The 16,122-nt window shown below is 69.4% G+C and carries 10 protein-coding genes; 7 read left to right on the plus strand and 3 right to left on the minus strand.

From position 1 onward, the window contains the following. The first annotated feature begins 111 nt into the window (after positions 1 to 111). From NUG20_RS12165 to NUG20_RS12175, 3 genes are read left to right on the plus strand one after another with little or no spacing between them, the layout of a single operon-like run. A complete protein-coding gene (locus NUG20_RS12165; protein ID WP_263394739.1) occupies positions 112 to 765 on the plus strand; it encodes a TetR/AcrR family transcriptional regulator in 654 nt (217 codons plus the stop codon). Continuing rightward, the gene (locus NUG20_RS12170; protein WP_263394740.1) at positions 762 to 2,033 is read left to right on the plus strand and encodes an efflux RND transporter periplasmic adaptor subunit; all 1,272 of its coding nucleotides are present in this window, start codon (positions 762 to 764) and stop codon (positions 2,031 to 2,033) included. The genes NUG20_RS12165 and NUG20_RS12170 overlap by 4 nt, the downstream gene beginning before the upstream one ends. Positions 2,034 to 2,045: 12 nt before the next feature. Next, the gene (locus NUG20_RS12175) at positions 2,046 to 5,219 is read left to right on the plus strand and encodes a multidrug efflux RND transporter permease subunit (protein WP_263394741.1); all 3,174 of its coding nucleotides are present in this window, start codon (positions 2,046 to 2,048) and stop codon (positions 5,217 to 5,219) included. Positions 5,220 to 5,384: 165 nt separating this feature from the next. On the opposite strand, the gene NUG20_RS12180 is transcribed toward NUG20_RS12175, so the two are convergent. Then, positions 5,385 to 6,566 (minus strand): acyl-CoA dehydrogenase family protein, encoded by a 1,182-nt coding sequence (locus NUG20_RS12180; protein ID WP_263394742.1) that lies wholly within the window; start codon positions 6,564 to 6,566, stop codon positions 5,385 to 5,387. A 94-nt stretch (positions 6,567 to 6,660) separates the two neighbouring features. Here NUG20_RS12180 and NUG20_RS12185 point away from each other — a divergent pair, with 94 nt between their 5' ends. The 4 genes from NUG20_RS12185 to NUG20_RS12200 all read left to right on the plus strand — a co-directional run bounded on the left by NUG20_RS12185 (position 6,661) and on the right by NUG20_RS12200 (position 12,656). Next, entirely contained in the window at positions 6,661 to 7,647 is a 987-nt protein-coding gene (locus tag NUG20_RS12185) for an ArsR/SmtB family transcription factor (protein WP_263394743.1), read from the plus strand. Next, the gene (locus tag NUG20_RS12190; RefSeq protein WP_263394744.1) at positions 7,644 to 8,780 is read left to right on the plus strand and encodes a homocysteine S-methyltransferase family protein; all 1,137 of its coding nucleotides are present in this window, start codon (positions 7,644 to 7,646) and stop codon (positions 8,778 to 8,780) included. The genes NUG20_RS12185 and NUG20_RS12190 overlap by 4 nt, the downstream gene beginning before the upstream one ends. A gap of 114 nt (positions 8,781 to 8,894) precedes the next feature. After that, on the plus strand, positions 8,895 to 11,672 hold the full coding sequence (gene metH, locus NUG20_RS12195) for a methionine synthase (protein ID WP_263394745.1): 2,778 nt from the start codon (positions 8,895 to 8,897) through the stop codon (positions 11,670 to 11,672). 90 nt (positions 11,673 to 11,762) lie between these two features. Next, positions 11,763 to 12,656, plus strand: a complete 894-nt coding sequence (locus NUG20_RS12200) for an NAD-dependent epimerase/dehydratase family protein (RefSeq protein WP_263394746.1) — start codon at positions 11,763 to 11,765, stop codon at positions 12,654 to 12,656. Positions 12,657 to 13,068: 412 nt separating this feature from the next. Here the strand turns inward: NUG20_RS12200 and NUG20_RS12205 are convergent, their stop codons facing one another. Continuing rightward, entirely contained in the window at positions 13,069 to 13,815 is a 747-nt protein-coding gene (locus tag NUG20_RS12205) for a transporter (RefSeq protein WP_263394747.1), read from the minus strand. A gap of 165 nt (positions 13,816 to 13,980) precedes the next feature. Then, positions 13,981 to 16,122 (minus strand): acyltransferase family protein, encoded by a 2,142-nt coding sequence (locus NUG20_RS12210; protein WP_263394748.1) that lies wholly within the window; start codon positions 16,120 to 16,122, stop codon positions 13,981 to 13,983.

Genomic DNA, 16,122 nt, shown 5'->3' on the forward strand with positions numbered 1-16,122 from the left:
GCCGCCGTAACTCCCACCCGCGGAGCGTCGCCGCTGCCGCGCGCTGTCGCGATCGGCGCGCCGCTGTCAAGGCTGTTCTAATTCTAAACTGGACGGTATAGTCCACATTCGATGAGCATCTCCCCGGCCCCCGCCTCCCTGCGTCAGGCGCGCGATCAGCGCGTGTACGACGCCGTGCGCGAACTGCTGGCCGAGGAAGGCATGCGCCTGAGCATGGACGCGGTGGCCGCCCGCGCCGGCTGTTCCAAGCAGACCCTGTACAGCCGCTACCGCAGCAAGCAAGACCTGCTGCAGCGGGTGATGCAGAACCACATGGAACTGAGCATCACCCACCTGGGTCCGGCCCAGGGCGATCTGCGCGGCAGCCTGCTGCGCTTCGCCTGCGAACACCTGGAGCTGCTGTCCGAACCGCGCGTGCTGCAGAGTTCCCAGCTGATCTCCGCCGAATCGCGGCATTTCCCCGACCAGGCCCGCGCCCTGTTCCGCGACAGCGCCGAGACGCTGATGCAGCGCCTGGGCGAACGCCTGCAGCTGGCGGTGGCCGCCGGCCAGCTGCGGCATGACGATCCGCACTTCATGGCCGAACTGCTGTTGAGCATGATCGTCGGCATGGATTTCGAGCGGCAGCGCTTCCACACCGCCCATCGCAGCGACGCCGCCGCGCAGCGCGCATGGGCCGAATTCGCCGTCGACGGTTTTCTGCGCGCGTTCGCCGCGCCCCCTTCCCTTTCGTTTTCAACACCAGACCGGAGTACCACCCGATGACCTCCCCGTTGCGTTCCCTCGCCCTGGCCTGCGCCGTCGTGGTGGTGTTGGCGTCCTGCAAGAAGAAAGAGGAACAGCAAGCCATGCCGCCGCCGGAAGTGGGCGTGCTGGAAGCCAAGCCGCAGTCGCTGCCGCTGCAGCGCGAACTGGTCGGACGCCTGTCCGCGTACCGCAGCGCCGACGTGCGTGCGCGCGTGGCCGGGGTGCTGGAGAAGCGCCTGTACACCGAAGGCACCGACGTGAAGGAAGGCCAGCCGCTGTTCCAGATCGATCCGGCGCCGCTGCGCGCCTCGCTGGCCTCGGCGCAGGGCCAGTTGGCCGCGGCCGAGGCGACCTATGCCAACGCCAAGGTCGCCGCCGGCCGCGCGCGTAGCCTCGCCCCGCAGTCCTACGTGTCCAAGTCCGACCTGGATGCTGCCGAAGCCACCGAGCGCACCTCGGCCGCATCGGTGCAGCAGGCGCGCGCGGCGGTGGAAACCGCGCGCATCAACCTGGGCTACGCCACCGTCACCGCGCCGATCGCCGGCCGCGCCGGCAAGCAGCAGGTCACCGAGGGCGCGCTGGTCGGCCAGGGCGACACCACCCTGCTGACCACGATCGACCAGCTCGATCCGCTGTACGTGAACTTCTCGATGAGTTCGGACGAAATGGCGCAGCTGCGCCAGGCGCAGACCCAGGGCAGCGTGGCGCTCAACGAGGAAGGCAAGTCGACCGTGCAGGTCAAGCTCGGCGACGGCAGCACCTACGCCCAGCCCGGCACCCTGGACTTCTCCGACACCGCGGTCGACCCGAGCACCGGCTCGGTCACCCTGCGCGCGCTGCTGCCGAACCCGGACCGGGTGCTGCTGCCCGGCGCGTTCGTCACCTTCGCCGCCAACCTGGGCCAGCGCAACAACGCCTTCCTGATCCCGCAGGAAGCGATGCTGCGCGACGCCAAGGGCGCCTATGCGCTGGTCGTCGGCAAGGACGGCAAGGTGGCGCGCAAGGACGTGGCCACGGCCGGCCAGCAGGAAGGCAAGTGGATCATCACCTCCGGCCTGCAGGCGGGCGACCAGGTGATCGTCAGCGGCCTGCAGAAGGCCAAGGAAGGGGCACCGGCCAAGGCCACGCCGTGGACGCCGGGCGCCGCACCGGGCCAGGGCGCTGCCGCGCCGCAGGGCCAGGGCCAGGCCGCAGCGCCGCAGGGCCAGGCCGCCGGCAAACCGCAGGGCGCAGCGAACGGCGACACGCCGGCCGCCGCGGCCGATTCCAAGCCCGAGCAGCAGTAACGGACCCCCACCATGCCTAAGTTCTTCATCGAACACCCGGTCTTCGCCTGGGTGGTGGCGATCCTGATCTCGCTCAGCGGCGTGATCGCCATCCTCAACCTCGGCGTCGAGTCCTATCCCTCGATCGCGCCCCCGCAGGTCACGGTCACCGCGACCTACCCCGGCGCCAGCGCCAGCACCACCGAACGCGCGGTCACCCAGGTGATCGAGCAGCAGCTGACCGGCATCGATCACCTGCTGTACTTCAACTCCTCCTCGTCCTCCAGCGGCACCGCCACCATCACCCTGACCTTCGAGACCGGCACCAACGCCGACATCGCGCAGGTGCAGGTGCAGAACAAGGTGTCGCTGGCGACGCCGCGCCTGCCCTCGGAAGTGACCGCGCAGGGCGTGGTGGTGGCCAAGGCCAACGCCGGCTTCCTCGCCGTGTTCGCGCTGCGCTCGGAGAATCCGTCGGTCGACCGCAGCGCGCTCAACGACATCGTCGGCTCGCGCGTGCTGGAGCAGATCTCGCGCGTGCCCGGCGTCGGCAGCACCCAGCAGTTCGGCGCCGAATACGCGATGGACATCTGGCTCAACCCGGAGAAGCTGCAGGGCTACCACATGTCCGCGGCGGACGTGTACAACGCGATCAGCGCGCAGAACGTGCAGTTCGCGGCCGGCTCGATCGGTTCGGATCCGGCGCCCAGCGGGCAGTCGTTCACCGCCACGGTCTCGGCCGAGGGCCGCTTCAGCTCGCCCGAGCAGTTCGAGGACATCATCCTGCGCGCGGACGGCAACGGCACCGTGGTGCGGCTGAAGGACGTGGCGCGGGTCGCGTTCGGCCCGACCAGCTTCGGCCTGGATACCCAGTACAACGGCAAGCCCACCGGCGCGTTCGCGATCCAGCTGCTGCCGGGCGCCAACGCGCTGAGCGTGTCCGAGGCGGTCAAGGCCAAGATGGACGAGCTGCAGCCCAGCTTCCCGCAGGGCGTGAGCTGGTTCACCCCGTACGAGAGCACCACCTTCGTGCGGATCTCGATCGAGGAAGTGGTCAAGACCCTGATCGAGGCGATCGTGCTGGTGTTCCTGGTGATGCTGGTGTTCCTGCAGAACTTCCGCGCCACCATCATCCCCACCCTGGTGATCCCGGTGGCGCTGCTGGGCACGTTCCTGGGCATGTGGCTGATCGGCTTCACCATCAACCAGCTGACCCTGTTCGCGATGGTGCTGGCGATCGGCATCGTGGTCGACGACGCGATCGTGGTGATCGAGAACGTCGAACGCATCATGTCCGAAGAGCACCTGGCGCCGAAGGCGGCCACGCAGAAGGCGATGACCCAGATCACCGGCGCGGTGGTGGCGATCACCGTGGTGCTGGCGGCGGTGTTCATCCCCTCGGCGATGCAGCCCGGCGCGGCCGGCGCGATCTACAAGCAGTTCGCGATCACCATCGCCATGTCGATGGCGTTCTCGGCGTTCCTGGCGCTGAGCTTCACCCCGGCGCTGTGCGCGGCGTTCCTGAAGCCGACCCACAACGACAACCCGAACTGGATCTACCGCACCTTCAACAAGTACTACGACAAGCTGGCGCACCGCTACGTCGGCGCGGTCGGCGGCACCATCCGCCGCGCGCCGCGCTGGATGGCGGTGTTCGCGTTGCTGGTGGTGCTGTGCGGCTTCCTGTTCACGCGCATGCCGGGCAGCTTCCTGCCCGAGGAAGACCAGGGCTTCGCCCTGGCGATCGTGCAGTTGCCGCCGGGCGCCACGGTCGGCCGCACCAACGAGGTGTTCGCGCAGATGCGCGGCGTGCTCGCGAATCAACCGGCCGTGGAAGGCATGCTGCAGGTCGCCGGCTTCAGCTTCCTGGGCCGTGGCGAGAACGTCGGCATGGGCTTCATCCGGCTCAAGCCCTGGGCCGACCGCGACGTCACCGCCGCGGACCTGATCGGCCAGCTCAACGGCGCGTTCTACGGCATCAAGGGCGCACAGATCTTCGTGGTCAACCTGCCCACGGTGCAGGGCCTGGGCCAGTTCGGCGGCTTCGACATGTGGCTGCAGGACCGTACCGGCGCCGGCGAAGAGGCGTTGTTGCAGGCGCGCAACATCCTGCTCGGCAAGGCCGCCGAGCGCCAGGACGCGCTGGCCGGCGTGCGCCCCAACGGCCTGGAAAACGCACCGCAGCTGCAGCTGAGCGTGGACCGCGTGCAGGCGCAGTCGATGGGCCTGTCGGTCAGCGACATCTACCAGTCGATCCAGATGATGCTGGCGCCGGTGTACGTCAACGACTTCTTCTACGAAGGCCGCATCAAGCGCGTCAACCTGCAGGCCGACGCGGCATACCGCACCGGTCCGGAGTCGCTGCGCAACTTCTACGTGCCCAGCAGCAGCGCCACCGACAGCAACGGCCTGCCGCAGATGATCCCGCTGAGCACGGTGGTGAAGTCGGACTGGATCTACAGCTCGCCGTCGCTGAGCCGCTACAACGGCTATTCGGCGGTCAACGTGGTCGGCAACCCGGCCCCGGGCGGCAGTTCCGGCCAGGCGATGAGCGCGATGGAGGAGATCGTCAACACCGACCTGCCGCCGGGCTTCGGCTTCGACTGGAGCGGCATGTCCTACCAGGAGATCATCGCCGGCAATACCGCCACGCTGCTGCTGGTGCTGTCGATCGTGGTGGTGTTCCTGTGCCTGGCGGCGCTGTACGAGAGCTGGTCGATCCCGGTGTCGGTACTGCTGGTGGTGCCGATCGGCGTGCTCGGCGCGATCACCTTCTCGCTGCTGCGCGGTCTGCCCAACGACATCTACTTCAAGATCGGCCTGATCACGGTGATCGGCCTGGCGGCGAAGAACGCGATCCTGATCGTGGAGTTCGCAGTTGAGCAGCGCGCGGCCGGCAAGACCCTGCGCGAGGCGGCCACCGAGGCGGCGCACCTGCGCTTCCGCCCGATCCTGATGACTTCGTTCGCGTTCATCCTCGGCGTGCTGCCGATGGCGATCTCGACCGGCGCCGGCGCCAACGCACGCCACTCGATCGGCACCGGCGTGATCGGCGGCATGGTGTTCGCCACCCTGCTCGGCGTGCTGTTCATCCCGCTGTTCTTCGTGGTGGTGCGGCGCATGCTCGGCGACAAGCTGGACGAGCCGTCGAAGGAGTACGCGGCGCTGCAGCAGGAAGGGCAGAACCGGAACCAGCCGGATCGGTGATGAAGCCGGGACCCGGGACCGGGGACCCGGGACCCGGGGGTCACGGCCCCGGGGTTGCCACGAACCTTCCGGCTGGTAAACAGAAAAGCGGCCTTTCGGCCGCTTTTTTGTTTGCTTTTGCTCAGGCTTTTCCGGGTCCCTGGTCCCCGGTCCCCGGTCCCGGCTTCACCGCAACCCCGTCTCATTCCGCGCAATCACCAATCGCTGAATTTCAGACGTGCCTTCGTAGATTTCCGTGATCTTGGCATCGCGGAAGTAGCGCTCCAGCGGCATTTCCTTCGAATAGCCCATGCCGCCGTGGATCTGCACCGCCTGGTGGGTGATCCACATCGCCGCTTCCGAGGCGGTCAGCTTGGCCACCGAGGCCTCGGTGGTGAAGCGCTGGCCCTGCCCCTTCACCCATGCCGCGCGCAGCGTCAGCAGCAGCGCCGCGTCGAGCTTGCACTTCATGTCGGCGATCTTGGCCTGGGTCATCTGGAACGCGCCGATCGGCGAGCCGAACGCCTTGCGCTCCTTCACGTAGTCCAGGGTCGCCTGGTAGGCGGCGCGGGCGATGCCGATGGCCTGCGAGGCGATGCCGATGCGGCCGGCGTCGAGCACGCTCATCGCGATCTTGAAACCCTCGCCAGGCGCGCCCAGGACCTCGTCCGGGGACGCCACGTAATCCTGGAACTCGATCTCGCAGGTCGCCGAGGCGCGGATGCCGAGCTTGGGCTCGGTCTTGCCACGGTGGAAGCCGGGCTTGTCGGTGTCCACCACGAACGCGGTGATGCCGCGCGAGCCCTGCTCCGGATCGGTGACCGCGAACAGCACGATGTACTTGGCGACCGGGCCGGAGGTGATCCAGCTCTTCTTGCCGTTGATCACGAAGCTGCCGTCGTCCTGGCGGACCGCCCGGCAACGCATTGCGGTGGCGTCGGAGCCGGACTGCGGTTCGGTCAGCGCGAACGCGCCGATCTGGCTGCCGTCGGCGATCGCGCGCACGTAGGTCTGCTTCTGCGCTTCGTTGCCGTTCTTCAGGATGCCGGCGCAGAACAGCGAGTTGTTGACCGACATGATGGTGGAATGGGCGGCGTCGCCGGCGGCGATCTCGACCATCGCCAACACGTAGGAGATCGGGTCCATGCCGGCGCCGCCGTATTCCTCCGGCACCTCGATGCCCATCAGCCCGTTCTCGCCGAGCAGGCGGATGTTCTCCAGCGGGAATTCGCCGGTGCGGTCGTGATGCTCGGCGCTCGGGGCGATCCGCTCCTGGGCGATGCGTCGCGCCACGTCCTGGATCATCAATTGTTCTTCAGTAAAGCTGAAATCCACGTAGAACCCCTCCCGGGCTGTCTGGTGCGCCATTGTAGCCACCCAGACCATACGCAGGCGTGTGCACGACTTGACCCGGTGCGCCCGCGGGACCAGAATATCTCTATATCGCGATGGGAAGATATTAATGGATCTGGAGGACTGGTCGACCCGGCTCAAGGTGTTCGCCGATGCCACCCGCGTGCGCCTGCTGGCGCTGCTGGAGCAGGAAGAGTTGACCGTGGCCGAGCTGTCGGCGATCACCCGGCTGGCGCAGCCGCGCGTCTCCACCCACCTGGCCAAGCTCAAGGAAGCCGGGCTGGTGCGCGACCGCCGCGCCGGCGTGTCGGCCTACTACCGCTTCGACGAGGCGCAACTGGACCCGGCGCAGCGCGCGCTGTGGCTGGCGCTGAGCACCGGCAGCGACGACCCGCTGCTGCGCCAGGACGCCGAGCGCGTGGCCGCGGTGCTGGCCAACCGCGCCGCCGACCAGAACTGGGCCGATTCGGTGGCCGGCGACATGGAACGCCACTACTCGCCCGGGCGCACCTGGGAAGCGCTGGCGCGCACCGCGCTGCCGCTGCTGGAAACCGGCGACGTACTCGACATTGCTTCCGGGGACGGCGTGCTGGCCGAACTGGTCGCCCCGCATGCGCGCCGCTACGTGTGCATCGACACCAGCGCACGGGTGGTGGCCGCGGCCAGCGAACGCCTGCGCCGGCTGGGCAACGTGGAAGTGCGCGAAGGCGACATGCACGCGCTGCCGTTCGCCGACGCCAGCTTCGACCTGGTGGTGATGATGCATGCGCTGACCTACGCGGCCAAGCCGGCGCAGGCGGTAGCGGAATCGGCGCGGGTGCTGCGCCCCGGCGGGCGCCTGCTGCTGTGCAGCCTCGCCCGCCACGAACACAAGGCCGCGGTGCAGGCCTACGGCCACGTCAACCTGGGCTTCGCCTCCAAGGAGCTGCGCAAGTTCGTCGACAAGGCCGGCCTGGACGTGTCCAGCCTGGAAACCGTGACCCGCGAGAAGCGGCCGCCGCATTTCGAGGTGATTTCGTTGATCGCGGTGAAGTCGGCGGGACCGGGGACCGGGGACCAGGGACCCGGGCAGGCAAAAACAGGAGCAAAAACATGAGCACAGACATCGCTGCCCCGGTCCCCGGTCCCCGGTCCCCGGTCCCGGCCCCCTGGCTCCACCCCCAGCGCACGCAGAAACTCCTGCAGGCCCTGTCCGAACGCATCCTGATCATCGACGGTGCGATGGGTACCATGATCCAGCGCCACGACCTGCAGGAGGCCGACTACCGCGGCGAGCGCTTCGCCGCCGGCTACGACAGCGCGCACGTACACGGCCCCGGCTGCGACCACGCGCCGCAGGGCCACGACCTGAAGGGCAACAACGACCTGCTGCTGCTGTCGCGGCCAGAGGTGATCGCCGGCATCCACCGCGCCTACCTCGACGCCGGCGCCGACCTGCTGGAGACCAACACCTTCAACGCCACCTCGGTGAGCCAGGCCGACTACCACCTGGAGCACCTGGTCTACGAACTCAACAAGGCCGGCGCACGGGTCGCGCGCGACTGCTGCGACGCGGTCGAGGCGCTCACCCCGGACAAGCCGCGCTTCGTCATCGGCGTGCTCGGCCCGACCAGCCGCACCGCCTCGATCAGTCCCGACGTCAACGATCCGGGCTTCCGCAACACCAGCTTCGACGAATTGCGCGGCACCTACCGCGAGGCGGTCGAGGGCTTGATCGACGGCGGCGCCGACACGCTGATGGTGGAGACCATCTTCGACACGCTCAACGCCAAGGCGGCGCTGTACGCGATCGAGGAAGTGTTCGACGCGCGCGGCGGGCGCCTGCCGGTGATGATCTCCGGCACCATCACCGACGCCTCCGGGCGCACCCTGTCCGGGCAGACCGCCGAAGCGTTCTACGCCTCGGTCGCGCATGGCCGGCCGCTGTCGGTGGGGCTGAACTGCGCGCTCGGCGCCAGCGATCTGCGCCCGCACGTGGAGACCTTGGCGCGGATCGCCGACGGCTACGTCAGCGCGCATCCCAATGCCGGCCTGCCCAACGCCTTCGGCGAGTACGACGAGACCCCGGAGGAAATGGCCGCGACGCTGAAGGAGTTCGCCGAATCCGGGCTGCTGAACCTGGTCGGCGGCTGCTGCGGCACCACCCCGGCGCACATCCAGGCGATCGCCGAGGCGGTGCGCGGGCTGCGCCCGCGCGTGCCGCTGGCCGCGCAGGCACAGGCCGCCTGACGATGATGACCACGCATCCACTGCCACGCCAGGCAGTCGCGCTGCACGCGCAGCGCAGCGCACGCGCCGATCGCGCGCGCGCATCCACGGCAACGATTCTGGAAGGCTGAGCCCATGTCCGTCCGCATTACCCGCCTGTCCGGCCTGGAGCCGCTGCTGCTCACCCCGGACCTGCTGTTCGTCAACGTCGGCGAACGCACCAACGTCACCGGCAGCGCGCAGTTCCGCAAGCTGGTCAAGGAAGAGCGCTACGAGGAAGCGGTGGAGGTCGCGCGCCAGCAGGTCGCCAGCGGCGCGCAGATCCTCGACGTCAACATGGACGAGGGCCTGATCGATTCGGAGAAGGCGATGACCCGCTTTCTCAACCTGATCATGTCCGAGCCGGACATCGCGCGCATCCCGATCATGGTCGACTCTTCCAAGTGGAGCGTGATCGAGGCCGGGCTGAAGTGCCTGCAGGGCAAGAGCGTGGTCAACTCGATCTCGCTGAAGGAAGGCGAGGCGGTGTTCGTCGAGCACGCGCGCAAGGTGCTGCGCTACGGCGCCGCCGCGGTGGTGATGGCGTTCGACGAGCAGGGCCAGGCCGACACCTGCGCGCGCAAGGTCGAGATCTGCACCCGCGCCTACCGGGTGCTGACCGAGCAGGTCGGCTTCCCGCCGGAAGACATCATCTTCGATCCGAACATCTTCGCCGTGGCCACCGGCATCGAGGAGCACGACAACTACGCGGTCGACTTCATCGAGGCCACTCGCATCATCCGCAAGACCCTGCCGCACTGCCACGTGTCCGGCGGCGTGTCCAACGTGTCGTTCTCGTTCCGCGGCAACGAGACCGTGCGCCAGGCGATCCACTCGGTGTTCCTGTACCACGCGATCGCCGCGGGCATGGACATGGGCATCGTCAACGCCGGCGGCATGCCGATCTACGACGACCTGGACCCGGACCTGCGCGAGCGCGTGGAGGACGTGATCCTCAACCGCCGCCGCGACGGCACCGAGCGCCTGCTGGAGATCGCCGAGCGCTACAAGGGCAAGAAGGGCCAGAGCAGCGTCGAGGACCTGGCCTGGCGCGAAAAACCGGTGCGCGCGCGGCTGGCGCATGCGCTGGTGCACGGCGTGGACGCCTACGTGGAACTGGACACCGAGGAAGCGCGGCAGCAGTCCACGCGTCCGCTGGACGTGATCGAAGGCCCGCTGATGGACGGCATGAACGTGGTCGGCGACCTGTTCGGCGCCGGCAAGATGTTCCTGCCGCAGGTGGTGAAGTCGGCGCGGGTGATGAAGAAGGCGGTGGCCTACCTGCTGCCATACATCGAGGCGGAAAAGCTGCGCACCGGCGACACCGGCAAGTCCAACGGCAAGATCGTCATGGCCACGGTCAAGGGCGACGTGCACGACATCGGCAAGAACATCGTCGGCGTGGTCCTGGCCTGCAACAACTTCGACGTGATCGACCTCGGCGTGATGGTGCCGACCCAGACCATCCTCGACCGCGCCCGCGCCGAGAACGCCGACATCATCGGCCTGTCCGGGCTGATCACCCCGTCGCTGGAAGAGATGAGCCACGTCGCCCGCGAGATGCAGCGGCAGGGCTTCTCGATGCCGCTGCTGATCGGCGGCGCCACCACCTCGCGCGCGCACACCGCGCTGAAGATCGACCCGCACTACGGCGCGCCGACGGTGTGGGTCAAGGACGCCTCGCGCGCGGTCGGCGTGGCCCAATCGCTGATCTCCAAGGACCTGCGCGCCGCGTTCGTCGCCGCCAACGATGCCGACTACGCCGAGATCCGCCAGCGCCACAAGAACCGCGGCGACGCCAAGCGCCTGGTGTCGCTGGAGAAGGCGCGCGCGCAGCGCTTCGACGACGGCTGGGACGCGTACACCCCGCCGGCGCCGCGCCAGCCCGGCCTGCACGTGTTCGACGACTACCCGCTCGAGGAACTGCTGCCGCTGATCGACTGGACCCCGTTCTTCCAGGCCTGGGAACTGGCCGGCAAGTTCCCGGCGATCCTCAGCGACGCGGTTGTCGGCAGCCAGGCCAGCGAGCTGTACCGCGACGCGCGCGCGATGCTCAAGCGCATCGTCGGCGAGAAATGGCTGACCGCCAAGGCGGTGTTCGGGCTGTGGCCGGCGAATGCGGTGGGCGACGATGTGGAAGTGGTGCTGGGGCGGGACTCGGGACTCGGGACTCGGGACTCGGAAGCGCTTGCCTCCTCGGCCGCGCCCACAGCGGATGCATCTGCCGAGTCCCGAGTCCCGAGTCCCGAGTCCCGACATCTCCTGCACTTCCTGCGCCAACAAGTCGACAAACCCATCGAGCGCCCCGATTTCTGCCTGGCCGATTTCATCGCGCCCAGGGACAGCGGCAAGCAGGACTGGATCGGCGCGTTCGCGGTCACCGCCGGCATCGGCATCGAGCCGCACGTGGCGCGGTTCGAGGCCGCGCACGACGACTACAACGCGATCCTGCTGAAGGCGCTGGCCGATCGCCTGGCCGAGGCCCTGGCCGAGCGCCTGCATCAGCGCGTGCGCAGGGAATTCTGGGGCTATGCGGATGACGAGGCGCTGGACAACGACGCGTTGATCGCCGAGAAGTACCGTGGCATCCGCCCTGCCCCCGGCTATCCGGCATGCCCCGAGCACAGCGAGAAGAAGACCCTGTTCGCGCTGCTCGATGCCGAACGCAACGCCGGCATGTCGCTGACCGAGAGTTTCGCGATGCTGCCGACCGCGGCGGTGTCCGGCTACTACTTCAGCCATCCGCAGAGCCAGTATTTCGTGGTCGGGCGGTTGACCAAGGAACAGGTCGCCGACTACGCGCGGCGCAAGGGCGTGCCGCTGCTGCAGGCCGAACGCTGGCTGGCCTCGAACCTGGACTACGACCCGGAATGAGCCGTGCCGGACGCGCGCCGCGCAGCGGCAGCGTCGGCCCGGCAGCGAAGGAGCCGGCGCGGTTCGCAGCATGACATCGGAGCGGCACGCATGAACATCGTGGTCACCGGCAGCAGCGGCCGCATCGGCCGCGCGATCCATGTCCGTCTGTCGCGGCAGCACCGCGTCGCCGGCTTCGACAGCGCGCCCTCCTCCACCAGCGCCTGGGTCGGCGACCTGGACGATGGCGCGCTTCTGGCGCGCGCGCTGCAGGGCGCGGACGCGGTGATCCATACGGCGGCGCTGCACGCGCCGCACGTGCCGCATGTCTCGGCTGCGAGATTCCGCCAGGTCAACGTCGACGGCACCCGCCGCGTGCTGGATGCGGCCGCCGCCGCCGGCGTGCGCCGCATCGTCTTCACCAGCACCACCGCGCTCTACGGCAGCGCGGCCAGCCCCGGCGACACCGCGGCCTGGGTCGACGAAACGCTGCCGCCGCAGCCGCAGACCATCTACCACCACACCAAGCTGGAAGCCGAAGCCCTGCTGCGCGAGGCCGCCGCCCAGGGCGGGCCGAGCGTGCGCATCCTGCGCATGTCGCGCTGCTTTCCGGAACCGGCCAATCTGATGGCGGTGTTCCGCCTGCATCGCGGCATCGATGCGCGCGACGTGGCCGACGCGCATGCCGCGGCGCTGGTCCATGCCGGACCGGCCGAGGCGACCTTCGTCGTCTCCGGCGCCACACCGTTCCTGCGCGAGGACTGCCAGGCATTGCATCGCGAACCGCAGGCGCTGCTGGAGCGACGCGCGCCGCTGCTGGTCGAGGCCTTCCGTCAGCGGCGCTGGCGGCTGCCGACGCGGATCGACCGCGTCTATTCGGCGCAGCGGGCGATGCAGGCGCTGGACTGGCGACCGCGCTACGGATTCGAGGAGGTGCTGGCGCAGTACGACCAGCACGTCCCGGAGATCCTGCCGCCCGGCGACGGCATGCCCGCGCGCGAGTGAGCGCGCGTCGGCAGGAGTGCGCCACTGCTGCAGAGCGAGCGCGGGCCAGCCTCGGACCTGGACAACCGAAGCGAATCCTTCTCCCTCCGGGGCCATGGCCCCCTTTTCGGGGGAAGGTGCCCCGAAGGGGCGGATGAGGGTACGTCCGTCACGCAGTGTCACGCCCACCAATGCGCCTGGGCCGTACCCTCACCCCAACCCCTCTCCCGATGGGAGAGGGGCTAAGCATGGCAGCGCCATTCCTGCCGAGCGCCTCCCTTCTCCCTCCGGGACCATGGCCCTTTTCGGGGGAAGGTGCCCCGAAGGGGCGGATGAGGGTGCGACCGCTGCGCAGTGCCTCGCCTACCAATGCGCCTGGGCCGTACCCTCACCCCAACCCCTCTCCCGATGGGAGAAGGGCTAAAACCGACGCTCAGCGCAGCAGCACCGACACGCCGAGGCCGCCCTGCCAATCCGAGGATGGCGCGGACAGGCCGCGCAGCACCGACAGGTCCAGTTGCACGCGCCCGGCGAGCAACCAGGTCAGTCCGGTGCCGAGCGCGCGCATCTCGTCCTCGCCGCCGCCGATGCCGGCTTCGGCATAGGCGCTGAGGTTGCCCTGCGCGTAGAACGTATAGCTCGGCGACACGGTCCAGCCGTGGCCGCCGTCGCTGTCGCTGAGGTTGGCGTACAGCGCGACATTGCGCCCGCCGTCCAAGTCCCAGCCGGCGCTGACGCCGAGATCGTAACGGTGCCCGTCGTCGCCGTAAGGCGCGCGCCCCACCGGCAAAGCGGCGGTGCCGAGCACGGCCCAGGAAAACGTATCGCGCGTGCTCGGCAACGCCCATTTCAAACCGACGCTGGCATCGCCGCCGCCATGTCCGCGCACGTCCTGGCCGGCACCGCGCACGCGCTGCCAGACCTGGCTGTCGATGGCCACCTGCAGTTCCGCCTGCGCGCTGATGCCGATCCGCAGCCGGCTGTCGGCCACGTATTCGGTGCTGCGCACGCCACCGCTGCGATCGTAGGTCACATCCGACACGGCCTGTTCCCAGGCCACGCCGCCGGCCGGCAGGGTCTGCGAGGCGAAGCCGATCCCGGGGCGGTCGAAGGCCGGCGCGTCGGCGGCGCAGGCGGCGCCCGATGCGCCCAGCGCGCCCAAGACCAGCACGCCGCGCATAAACGGGAAGCCGGTGCGTCTTGCGACAAGGCCGGCGCTGCTCCCGCTACGGACATCCGGACCGCGCGTCGCGCAGCCACCATGGGCGCGAACGTTCGCACGTGGCGCCATCGCAGAATTGTCCGTGGTCATGCCCTGCTCCCGGTCCATTGCGCGACGCCGCCGTTACGGCGTCGCCCCCGCTTCGGCCTGCACCGCCTTGAAGTGCGCGGTGAAGCCCGGCAGCAGCACGCGGTTGCCGTAGCCGCTGAGATGGTCGGCATCGAAGAACAGCGGGCGGCCGTCGCGCATGCCGGCGCAGCGGGTGGGCTCGCACAGCTCCGGCAACGGATCCCAGACCGACGCATGCGGCAGCCGCGCGGCGATCCGCTGCAGGCTCTGCAGCACCGGCGCACGGTAGCTTTCCATCGTCGCGCGCGGGATCTGAGTGCCGCGCGCGCAGATCGCGTTGCCGCGGTTGAACCAGTCCGAGCAGCGGTACGGCGGCGCGCGCAGCAGCGGCTTCGGCGCCTCGAACACGATGCGCACGCCGCGCTGCGCCAGCGGCTGCAGCAGCGCGACCGCCGCGTCCTCACCGGCGGCGCGTACCGCCTGCGCCGGCGCACCGCCCTGCTCGGCCATCACCGCCGCCTCGTCAAACAGCTCGGTCTGCTCGGCCAGGCGCAGCAGCCGCAGGGCGGGCAGGAACAGCACGTCGCCGGCGCGCGCATGCGCGGCGACGTCGTCCAGGGTGCTGCGTTCGTAGGCCTGGCACCCGGCATGCGTCGCCTGCCAGGCCTGCAGGCCGACGATCGGACAGCCGCCGACGCCGTACAGGCGGACCGCGACGCCGCTTTGCAGCGCGAACCGGCGCAGCAGTTCGTTGTAGGCCAGCGCATGCGAATCGCCGGCGACGAACAGCTGTCCGCCATCGCGGTTGCGCAGGTCGCAGTCGCCGCGCTCGAACAGCTTGGCGCTGCCGACCTGCACGTCCACCCGCCCGGTCTTCAGCGTGCAGCGCGGGAAGTCCTTGCGCAGATCCTTGGCGTAGGCATACCAGTCCAGCGGATGCCGGCTCACCGTGCTCAGCGAGTAGTAGCGCTGCGTGTCCAGCAGCAGTGCATGCACGCCGGCGGCCAACACGATCAGCCCCAGCCCGGCGGCGATGGTCCGCGCCGGGGTGCGCGTCCTGCCGATGCGACCGCTGCGCCACGGCCGTTCCACCCAGCGGTACGACGCCAGCGCCAGCGCCACCACCAGCGCCAGCGCCGACGCTTTGGCCAGCGCCGACTCCAGACCGACGGTCCAGCGGAACAGCACGAAGACCGGCCAATGCCACAGGTACAGCGAATAGGAGACGCGGCCGATCGCCACCACCGCGCGCTGCGACAACGCACGCTTGGTCCAGCCGGAGGGCGCGCCGTGCAGCAATCCCAGCAGGCCCAGCGTGCCCAGCACTGGCCACAGGCCGTCGGGCCACGGCGAATGCCCCGGACGCGCGCGCCACAGCCCGTAGCCGACCGCGGCCAGGGCCAGCGCCAGCAGCGGCGAACGCCAGCTCCAGGCCGCCCGCGGCGCCGCCGCCACGGCGCCATCGAAGCGCCCGCCTAGCGCCAGCGCCTGGTATAGCAGCACGCCGCTGCCGAGCTGCCAGAAGCGCGCGGTGGTCAGGTAGAACGCATCGCCGGCCTCGCCGCCGCCGCGGCTGCGCAGCCACGCGTAGCCCAGCGACGTGGCCGACGCCAGCGCGACCAGCAGCGTCGACCACACGCGGCCGCGGCCGCCGCGGTTCCAGGCCAGGAACAGCAACGGGAACAGCAGGTAGAACTGCTCCTCCACGCCCAGCGACCAGGTATGCGTATACGGATTGAACTCGGCCTTCGGCGAGAAATAATCGTTGCCGGTGGCCGCCAGCACCCAGTTGCTGAGGCCAACGAAGGCCATGCGCCCGGTCTTGGCGCTGGTCTCGCTCAGCCACGACTCGGGGATGAACAGGCCGCTGGCCACGCCGGTCGCCAACAGGCAGGCCACCAGCGCCGGCGCGATGCGGCGCATGCGGCGTGCGTAGAACTGCGCGAACACGCCCCAACTGCCGGCCGCCGGCAAGCGCTGCAGCGAGGCGCTGACCACGAAGCCGGAGATCACGAAGAACACATCGACGCCGGTGAACCCGCCCGGCAGCCAGGCCGGATCGAGGTGATAGGCGATCACCGCCACCACCGCGATCGCGCGCAACCCGTCGATGTAGGGCAGATAGCCGCCCGCCGCGTGCGCGGACGGCGCGGAGCGCAGCTGCGCGGAGCCTGCCGTCTCCGTCCCTGGACCCAT

This window comes from Xanthomonas sp. CFBP 8443, from assembly GCF_025666195.1.
Taxonomy (GTDB): domain Bacteria; phylum Pseudomonadota; class Gammaproteobacteria; order Xanthomonadales; family Xanthomonadaceae; genus Xanthomonas_A.